Here is a 9,287-nt window from a genome sequence, read left to right as displayed (position 1 = left end):
TCTTTCCCCACCCGTCCTGGAAGGCGTCCTTGAAATCGGGCGTCGAGACAAAGACAAGAGGAAATTTGGCAAGCTGCGGATGCTGCTCGCGGATCAGCTTGATGTAGCCGTCGACGTCATCGCCATTGGTTTCGGTCACTCCGGTCGAGCAGATCCCGATGATCTCCGGCTTGGCACGATTGTATATGTTGAGGATAGCCTTCTCGACATTTTCATAACCGCCGAGCACGGTCGCCACCTCGCTCATCGCAGTCGTCTGCAGCGGCACCGCCTCCTTGAAATGCCGCACAAACAGCGTGAGCCCGAAGGATGTGCACCCTTGCGAGCCGTGCAGAAGCGGCATCGCCCCACGCAGCCCCATGAAGGCGAATGCGCCGCCAATCGGCTGACTCATCTTCAGCGGGTTGACCGCGCAGGCCTTCTTCGGCGTGGTGACGATGGCCATGACGCCGTCCTATTCCGCGGCTTGCAGCATGGCAGGCGGCGAGGACACCGGCATCGTGGCCAGGATGTCCTCGATACGCCTCTTACAGCAGCCACCGAACGCGTTGGTGTGCTGTCTGACTGCCTCGACGCTGGTCAGGCCATGCGAGCGGATTGCGTCCTCGATGGTTCCGAGATCGACTTCCTTGCAGAAGCAGACCTTTTTCGCGCGCCGGGTCGTCTCCGGATCGGCGGCGACCTCGGCGGCCTGCGCGTCCATTTGCGCAATGGCCTTGGCCCGCCAGTTATTGGCGACTTCGTCCCACGGCACCGGCCGGCGCAGTTGCTCCCAGATCGGGTTGAACAGCGCCTTGTCGATCTCCTCGACCAGCTTCACCATACCGACATAGCCCATGTAGGCGTGGTAGCGCTCCTGGTTGATGTCGAGCCAGGGCATCGCCGCTTTCCGCCATGGGTCATCCACTTCGCGGATTGAGCTTGCTGCATGTTTGATTCTCTTTGCATGGGCGTCTGCCCCATCAGCCCGGGCCACGCTGCATTGTCCTTGATCGAGATCGACCCCGATCAGCTATCCACACCACCGGAGGGAGTTTTCCATCAGGTCCAGCGGCTGCCTGAAGGAATCAGAAAGGACGACGCTTGCGCGCCCCCTCGGGTGGCGCCTGATGCACCCTGGGGATTGCACATTGACCCAAGCAAGGGCAGCGGCGAAAATAACGAAGACCGAGATGACGGCTGCGGAAGCCAAGAGCGAATCGGTGCGCATGACGATCTCCATTGAAGCTGATGCGAATATATCGCCGTTTCAATAGACGCGTCTTTGACCTTGATCAAATGAGGGCAAAAGAACCAGACGCGACGCGCTTCAACTTACGCCCGCAGACAGCGCTTCGGCGCGCGCGGCATCCAACAGGACGACGCCACGCGTAAAGGTGCGGATCACGCCATCACGTTCGAGCTTCGTGAAGGTACGACTCACCATTTCGATGGTGAGCCCCAGATAATCCGCGATGTCCAGCTGTTTCATCGGCAGCGGCAGAATTTCTCCACCACATTCAATTCCACTGAGTCGGTCGCGGCAGCCGATCAGGAAGCTCGCCACCTTCTCTTCGGCGGAGTGCCGTCCGAGCAAGACCATATGTTCCTGTGCCCGGGCGAGCTCGCGGCCCGCCAACTCATTGATTCGGCGCAACAACCGCGGCCGGTTCTCGGCGAATGTCGCGAACGATGCTCTGGAGATTTGGCACAGCGCGACACGGCCGATTGCGAGCGGAAAACTCGTGCTGCGGTAAGCCGGAGAGCCCGAGGAAATCGCCCGGCTATTGTCACCGGATTTGAATTGACCGACCAGATTATGGCGGTCCTTTGCTTTTGTGATCTGGGACGCGATTTGTCGGCCTCATCGTAAAGTGATAGTGGAACAAACCTGTCTTTGTAGTGATCTCAACAGCGCCACATACTCCTGATCGCGATTGTTGGTCTTGCCAAAACATCATTGCCCGAACGCTCAGTAAGCAAGGCTGGAAAAAGGCGCACTTTGACATCGATCCGGAAGTCAACCTCTTGCGTTTTATGCCCCGCCAACGCATCTACCGCAGTGCGGTGGCGCCATGCGCTATCGCTGCCCTCTTGGGCGTTTCCTCCCTAGACTTGGGCCGCTTGTTCGTTCAAGCGGCCTTTTTTCCTGGTCGCCGTTGTGGCGGCGCTCGGCCATTCACTCGGCAAGTCGCTCGCGCACACGCCCCATATTTTGTTATCGTCTTTACGGCCACGGCCGTCGCGGCCACTGTCTCAGACCCCGCCATGTTCCGCTCCGGTCGGGAGTTCGCTGCCTGGCTCGGCTCGGCCTGACGCCAAGGCAGAACTCCACGTGTGGGAAGGAAAGGCTCGGCCATATAAGGAAGCAGGGGGGACGCCCATCTCCGGCACTTGCTGATTATTGGGGCACGCAACGTCGTCCGGTACCCAAAGGCGCGATCACGGGTCGGAGCGGCCTGGATCGACGCACTACTTGAGTGACGTCGCCCCATAGTCGTTGCAATCGCCGTTGCCAACAAGTTAAGAAGCTCGGATCATCTGGGCGATGATGACGACCGGTGAGTTCTATAAGGCTGCGGGGTGAACTGCCAAGCAGGCTGGCCACTTTAGGTGTGAGGGCAGATGACAGCATGATGGAAACCGGCGGAGCTGGGGATCGAGAAAACCCGAAGAGCTTTAAGCGCAACAAGCGCGAACCCGTTGATGAGGCCTCGATCCGCGATCTCCATCAGGGCCAGCGGCCATGATATCGGTCGCACCAACAGGCCGTATACATGAACGCACCCGACCGATCTCCAAAACGCTGTCGAAATCCCTTGCACCCGCGGGGCCGTCTATACACGAAGCTCTCGATGAAACCGTTCTGCATCGGTTTCCCCGGCGCGATGAAGTGCCAGTCGATGACTGTGTCCTTGCTCCAGGCGAGCATGACATTGCAGGTGAACTCAGTGCCATGGTCGGGTACGATCTTCCGGGCTTGCCGCGTCGCTCGACGATCGCCGTCAGTTCGCGGGCAACGCGCCGTCCTGAGATCGACGTATCTGGAATAGCCCCAGGCACTCTTTGGTGACATCGTCGACGATGTTGAGGATACGGAAGCGTCGGCCATTGGCGAACTGGTCGTGGACGAAATCCAACGACCAGCGTGCATTCGGCGTCGCTTCCAGGATCGGCGCCCGCGTCCCCACAGCCTTGCGGCGGCCACGCCGCTTGCGGACGGCGAGCCCTTCCTCCCGATAAAGCCGGTAGATCCGGTTGATCCCGACGGCTCTCCCTCCCGCCGCAGCAGGATGAACAGCCGGCGATAGCCGAAACGCCGCCGCTCGTTGGCGAGATCGCGCAACCGGCCGCGCAGAGCCGCGTCTGGAGGGCGGGTGGAGCGGTAGCGGATCAGGGCCAGAACGAATTTCAAACTGGAATAAGCCCGTGGGGCAAGGTCACCTTGTTTCAAAAGTGCCGCGGGATCGAAAGCTGACCGAGATGGCCCGTTCGCACTGTTAATGTTAATGGAATGTCACTAATGCCTTGGGATGTGCGCGACGCTGAAAATCTGCTGTGCGAAGTCTGGGAGCTTTTGCTCGAAAAGTGCAAACAACCCTTCGTAACTTCAAGCGGCTTGTAAACTGTCAGCTCAAAACCTGCTTCGCTCGCGATTTCGCCATCTCATGGCCAAGGGCATTCACCGAAAAAGCTTCGGTTGGGCTTCTGACCATCGACTTTATTCGAACTGATCAATAAGTCCAGACTGTTCGATCATCTTCTCCGTCTTGGACCAGGCCTCGCCCGGCATCAGACGGATGATCTTACTGAAGACCTTGACGAACGCAGCCTTCGCCGCATCGTCGTCGAAATCCTCCGCCTCGTCTGCGGACAGCAGCGGGCGAACATCAGCCATGAAGTTTGGATTGTTGAGTTTCGTGAACATGCGCTTTTCGGCTTCAGCGCGGGATATCGATATCCCGCCAGCCGCGAGGTATTTGCCCAAGACTTCTACGGTCGTGCTCGCATCAAATCCCTCGAAGATATCGAGAGCGTGCGCAATGTCGATCAGGTCCCGCCCCTTATGGCATTGGAGCAGCGCGCGAAGCTTGGTCGAGAGTAATTCTTCGTTTGAAAACGTCGATATGTCGGCGGTGCCTGTAAACCACGTGTTTTCTACTTTAAATGGCAGAGATTGCGGTGTGTCGTAGGCAGTACGCTCCCGCGTGTTGATTTCGATCCTCAAGCGGATTGGCGCAGGGTTGCTCTTGTCTTCGGCTTCGACCGAGTATTTGAGCTTGGGCGCAATTTCGTTTTGTACGAATTGCGGTTCGCCAAACCACGGATTCAGAACTTCGCGAACGCGGTCAACACCGGCCCTATCGGGCCTGCCGTGGTACACGAGGTCGATGTCTTCGGAGTAGCGCAACGGCTTTGGAAAATGCAGGTTGTTGAGCGCGGTCCCTCCGAGTTCCGCCTTCAAGAACTCATCCGAAAAGAGCGCGACCAGCGCTCGGCTGATGATCAGGTCTTGCTCGACCTGCCTTGTTCGACCCATGGCGTTGTCTGCGACCATGCGACAATGTTGAGGGCCGGAATCATTCGTCAATCTCGGGGTAACGATGGACGATGACGTGCCAAACGCGTGCTGCGTACGAGCGGAGGTTCGCTTTCTTGAGCGTGCTCTTTGCGGTTCTGCGGCTCCAGCATTACCCAGGGCAGAGGTTTATAGTTTTCATGGAGATAGCTTTCCAAGGGACCTGCTACCTGCTCGTGACCAAGGCGCTCCAATAAATAACCGAGACGTTGGATGACCGTGCGCTCGAATTGCCGCGCCAGGGATGCAAGCTTGTCTGCTTTCATACGCGTCGCGAGATCGCTCAATACCGTCGCGATCGCGTCGATGCTACCAGCTACGTGCAGATACCGCAGGAGATCCAACGCGGTAAGTTCGGGCGACGAAAGTTTCATCGTGCCAGCGTCGGTATTGAAATCCTGTAATGCGTTCGAGACCTGCGAAAAATCCTTGCGATAGTAGAATACGAGCATGGAGCGCCCGACCCGCATCTTGGGATCTGCTTGTTGGTGATGATCTGAAATTCCATCACCGCATGATGTGAGGCGCCTTGCAGTTCCGCGGCCTTCGGTCCGACATAGTACGGTCGGTTCTCGTGGCGCATCAGTTGGTCAATGTACCAGGTCGGAGGCGGCGCGCCCCATGAGAGATATTGCGGCGGCACGATTACATAGAAGCCGTTTCGAGGACTTACGAGTTGCTGTTTTTGCTCCAGACGTTTCGCGCTCTTCAAGAAAGCGGCTTTAGACAGTCCAAAACACGCATCGCTTCGTCGCGGGTAAAGGAGATTTTGCCCGCGGCCTGGAGGCGGGTCGTGTACGCAGAAAGGGTGACAGGAGCATCTAGCATTGCATTGAATTATAGACGGAAATCATCCATTTTTCAATATGATGCTTTATTCAATGATGCTTTATTCATACAGCTATATACTCGTAAATTGACTGTCCGTTTTTCAACACGATGCGAGATGATCCCCGACGGTCGAGGGCCAGAACTTGCTCAGCGAAGGCTTGGCCTATCCATCTGTTTGCGGCCCCCACGGCTAAACAGCCTTGGTGCGAGCCGAATATCTAAGCGGATTCCACGGACTTGACCGGTCAACCATGAATGACGAGAGGCGGATATGTCATCGCCTCCTGGCCAGACATCCATTGGCCAAGTGCAACAATCAGGCGGCAGTTAGCACCGGCTTCTCTAACCAATTGCTACTACGTTCGTTCATCAACGCATCCATGCCGTTGCGGTGCAGCCACAGAAGCCCTCGGGCAAGTTGCCGTAGGTCGTTGCGGTCCGCACCAATAGGTAAGCTTCTTGCACGACGGAGAGCGTCGGCAGCCTGTTGCTCCAATGATGATAGCTTGCGTTCCATCTGCTGCCCCCCAAATCGATATTTGGCCCTTGGCGAACGCTTATCTACCCCACTTCAAATATCAGCATTGTGAAATAGCCCACAATTCTATAGCGCGACAATCTGGATGGGAAGCCGCATTGCGTCGCCTGAAATGTTCCTGAATGCTAGGCCGTTGCCTCACGTAATTTGCTCCCCAGTGAGATGGGACTGGGGGGCGATAATGAGGCAACTGAGCATGGCGACTCGAAGAGAGCTGACGGCCGCTGTGGGGCAGCGCTACAGAGAGGCGAGCCGCGCGGAGAAGGCGCGAATTCTCAACGAGTTTGTGGTGGTGACGGGCTTCCATCGAAAGCATTCGATGCGCCTGCTCCGAGGCGATATGGAGAAATCCCGGGTTCGGCGCACCCGTCGGCGGATTTACGAGGAAGCTGAACGAAATGCGCTGGTAGTTCTTTGGGAGGCATCGGACCGGATTTGCGGCAAGAGACTGAAAGCGCTGCTGCTGCTCCTGATCGAGTCGATGGAACGGAACGGCCACATGGGCCTGGCGCCTGAAATCCGCGCGAAGCGCTGGCGGCGAGCGCGTCGACGATCGATCGGGCGCTGGGGAAGGTCCGAGAGGAGGGTGCACGCCAGCGGCGCCGGCCGGTGGCGAGCGCATTGCGACGGAGCATCCCGGTACGGACGTCCGCCGACTGGAAGGATCCGGCGCTGGGCTTTGTCGAAGCCGATCTGGTCGCCCACAGCGGGCCCTCGGGGCGCGGTAGTTTTATCCAGACGCTGGTGCTCACGGATATTGCGACCGGTTGGACGGAGTGTGCGCCGTTGCTGGTGCGCGAGCAAACGCTCCTGAGCACCGTGTTGACAGAACTTCGCCGACAGCTGCCGTTCTCGTTGCAGGGCATCGATGCCGACAATGATACCGTGTTCATAAACGAAACGCTGAAAGCGTATTGTGAGCAGGCGAACATTGTGTTCACGCGTTGCCGACCCTACCGCAAGAACGAGTCCAGCTCGGCGCGCCCTATCAGTCGAAGCCGGCATCAGCCCCTCAGTCGGCTCTGCAGTGCCTGCCGATCGACGACGAGGTTCTCGAGGTTCAGGTCTGCCTGCCGTCTTCCCGCCAATCGCCTAACCAGCGCCCGCGTACCGTCCACCACGAAGACGCCGCAATCATAGCCGTTCCTCTGCTGGCTTATGGGGGCGCCTTGCAGGTTGGCTCCCACCCGTGCTGCGAGCATTGCTGCAGGTCTGTCATTGTGTCCCCGGGCGGGTCGTAGTGGTAGGCAACCGGCCTTTCGCGATCGCGGCGGTCCACCAGCAGCAACGACTAATGGGAGCCGCGGCGAATGATGTCCGTAGCGCTGGCATCGTTCACCAGCAAGAACAGGAAGTCGGCTGTATCGTTACCATTCCTATCGCGCTGTATTGACCCTACCCGGCGCCGGCCCCCAGCAGTTTGGTTCTCGGGCCGGCCCAGCGAACGGACCCTGATGCCCCTGCAATTCCATCGTGCCGTCGAAGACATGGAGATATGGAGCGCAAGCAGCGACCACTATTCGTTCGTGATCAGCTTCCAGAGCCCAACCGGTCCTGGCTTTCGCGGAAGGTTGGGCTACGTCGCGTCGTGGCGTCCGCTTCACCAGGGCCGTGGCGCGATCAGGGTTCTCGGCTTGCCCCTCCAAAGTTTCGCTGAGGCCGAGGACGCCTGCAACACTATGCTGAATTACCTGAAGGACGACACTGATTCCACTTCCCAGCAAAGTTGAAGCCTCGCTAAAATGCCGCAATCGCTCCGCGTGCCGCCAGGATATCCGCACGATCAACTCGCAGCGCTCAAACCAGCCCTCGGTCGAGGGTGCATCTCCGACAAGGAGGACAAAATAGCCCTCTGAACTTTGCCATTGGCCGCCATTACGCTTTCGCAGGCGGCATCGCTGCCAACGCTGCATGGTCGAGGATCAACTGCGTCATCACGCTCGTGAGGGCCCCGGGCGGCGGGTACGGCTTTGATAGCGGGAAGATTGGCGACATGATCGGCGGTGCCATTGGCGGCGTACCCTGCCGGCCACCGCCAGCCCATGCCGGTTCTCCATGGTGGCGTGGAAATTGGCGCCGTTATCATCGTCGCCGCTGCCATCCTTGGGGCGAAAGCTCTTCTGTGAAGCCCAGGCTTCGATCAGCGTAGTTCTGTCACTGACATTTGAATCCCAACTTGTCGCGAACATGATTCACTCGCGGCATGGGAAACGACTTGATTGTACTTGATCGCAAGGCTCGTAGGGAACTGGAGCAATTGCTCACCGATGGAAACACGGCTCAGAAGATCGCCAAGCGAGCGAGGATCGTGCTGATGACGGCGGACGGTCATGGCATCGTGGCGATTATGCGTGAGGTCGGGGTTTCGAAGACCACCGTCTGGCGCTGGCAGGACTATTTTGTCGAGGCCGGCGTCGATGGTCTGATCAAAGGCCGCTCCAAGCCGCCTGGCCGGAAGCCGCTCAGCGCTGCCATGAAGCTCAAGGTCGTCGAGAAGACCGTGAAGGAGCGTCCGGCCAATGCCGCGCACTGGAGCGTGCGGTCGATGGCGGAAGAAATGGGCATCAGCCACACGAGCGTGCAGCGCATCTGGGCCGAACACGGCCTCAAGCCGCATCTCCTGCGCAGCTTCAAGATCTCCAACGATCCCCACTTCATCGCGAAGGTCGAGGACATCGTCGGCCTTTACGTCGATCCGCCGGAGAAGGCGCTGGTGCTTTCCGCCGATGAAAAGAGTCAAATCCAGGCACTCGACCGCACTCAGCCGGGTTTGCCCTTGAAAAAGGGCCGTGCCGGCACGATGACCCATGATTACAAGCGCAACGACACCACAACACTCTTCGCCGCGCTCGATGTGGCGGCCGGTACCGTCATCGGCGAATGTCTGGCACGCCATCGGGCAGACGAGTTCCTCTCGTTTCTGAAAACAATCGACCGCGAGACGCCCGCACATCTCAATCTGCATCTGATCCTCGACAACTATGCCACCCACAAGACGCCGGCCGTGAAGCGCTGGTTGGCGCGACACAAACGCTTCACGCTGCACTTCACGCCGACATCCTGTTCCTGGCTCAACCTCGTCGAGCGGCTCTTCGCCGAAATCACTCGCCAGCGCATCCGGCGAGGAACCTTCAACGACGTCACCGAACTCAAGACCGCGATTGCCGAGTGGATCGAGCATCGAAACCAAAACCCATAGCCCTTCAGGTGGACCGCCAGCGCCAAATCCATCCTCGCAAAGCACCGCCGAGCCAAAAAAGCGCTCGCCATCGCAAAAGCGGGATGCAAATGAATGAGTCAGAACACTAGCCCGGATATCTCACAGCATTAGGCGCATCGGGGCGCCGAATCAGCGAAAGT

Annotated in this window: 5 protein-coding genes and 6 pseudogenes; 3 read left to right on the top strand and 8 right to left on the bottom strand. The window is 58.5% G+C overall.

Going from position 1 to position 9,287, the window contains the following annotated elements:
* The 3 genes and pseudogenes from KJQ96_RS37395 to KJQ96_RS37385 all read right to left on the bottom strand — a co-directional run.
* Positions 1 to 445, bottom strand: a 445-nt coding sequence (locus KJQ96_RS37395) for a nitrogenase component 1 (RefSeq protein ID WP_305831011.1), incomplete at its 3' end; no start/stop codon positions are given.
* A 9-nt stretch (positions 446 to 454) separates the two neighbouring features.
* Positions 455 to 889: pseudogene (locus KJQ96_RS37390) on the bottom strand ((2Fe-2S)-binding protein); the annotation flags it as partial.
* A gap of 420 nt (positions 890 to 1,309) precedes the next feature.
* Entirely contained in the window at positions 1,310 to 1,618 is a 309-nt protein-coding gene (locus KJQ96_RS37385; protein ID WP_249735013.1) for a helix-turn-helix domain-containing protein, read from the bottom strand.
* A 590-nt stretch (positions 1,619 to 2,208) separates the two neighbouring features.
* Here KJQ96_RS37385 and KJQ96_RS42455 point away from each other — a divergent pair.
* Positions 2,209 to 2,566 (top strand): annotated as a pseudogene (locus KJQ96_RS42455) (transposase); the annotation flags it as partial.
* A 147-nt stretch (positions 2,567 to 2,713) separates the two neighbouring features.
* Here KJQ96_RS42455 and KJQ96_RS37380 read toward each other — a convergent pair.
* From KJQ96_RS37380 to KJQ96_RS37365, 4 genes and pseudogenes are all read right to left on the bottom strand, one after another.
* Positions 2,714 to 3,376 (bottom strand): annotated as a pseudogene (locus KJQ96_RS37380) (DDE-type integrase/transposase/recombinase); the annotation flags it as partial.
* Between the two features lie 324 nt (positions 3,377 to 3,700).
* The gene (locus KJQ96_RS37375; RefSeq protein WP_249735011.1) at positions 3,701 to 4,537 is read right to left on the bottom strand and encodes a nucleotidyl transferase AbiEii/AbiGii toxin family protein; all 837 of its coding nucleotides are present in this window, start codon (positions 4,535 to 4,537) and stop codon (positions 3,701 to 3,703) included.
* A gap of 29 nt (positions 4,538 to 4,566) precedes the next feature.
* Positions 4,567 to 5,010 carry a type IV toxin-antitoxin system AbiEi family antitoxin gene (locus tag KJQ96_RS37370; RefSeq protein ID WP_375293262.1) on the bottom strand — a complete coding sequence of 148 codons (444 nt, stop codon included), beginning with the start codon at positions 5,008 to 5,010 and terminating at the stop codon, positions 4,567 to 4,569.
* A 695-nt stretch (positions 5,011 to 5,705) separates the two neighbouring features.
* The gene (locus tag KJQ96_RS37365) at positions 5,706 to 5,906 is read right to left on the bottom strand and encodes a hypothetical protein (protein WP_145963803.1); all 201 of its coding nucleotides are present in this window, start codon (positions 5,904 to 5,906) and stop codon (positions 5,706 to 5,708) included.
* Between the two features lie 202 nt (positions 5,907 to 6,108).
* Here KJQ96_RS37365 and KJQ96_RS37360 point away from each other — a divergent pair.
* Positions 6,109 to 6,897, top strand: a pseudogene (locus KJQ96_RS37360) (ISNCY family transposase); the annotation flags it as partial.
* Positions 6,898 to 6,931: 34 nt separating this feature from the next.
* On the opposite strand, the pseudogene KJQ96_RS41020 reads toward KJQ96_RS37360, so the two are convergent.
* Positions 6,932 to 7,317 (bottom strand): annotated as a pseudogene (locus tag KJQ96_RS41020) (hypothetical protein); the annotation flags it as partial.
* Between the two features lie 813 nt (positions 7,318 to 8,130).
* On the opposite strand from KJQ96_RS41020, the pseudogene KJQ96_RS37355 reads away from it, so the two are divergent.
* Positions 8,131 to 9,219: pseudogene (locus tag KJQ96_RS37355) on the top strand (IS630 family transposase).
* Positions 9,220 to 9,287 lie beyond the last annotated feature (68 nt).

Source organism: Bradyrhizobium sp. sGM-13 (assembly GCF_018398875.1).
Classification (GTDB): domain Bacteria; phylum Pseudomonadota; class Alphaproteobacteria; order Rhizobiales; family Xanthobacteraceae; genus Bradyrhizobium.
This window is presented reverse-complemented; position numbering and strand designations above follow the sequence as displayed.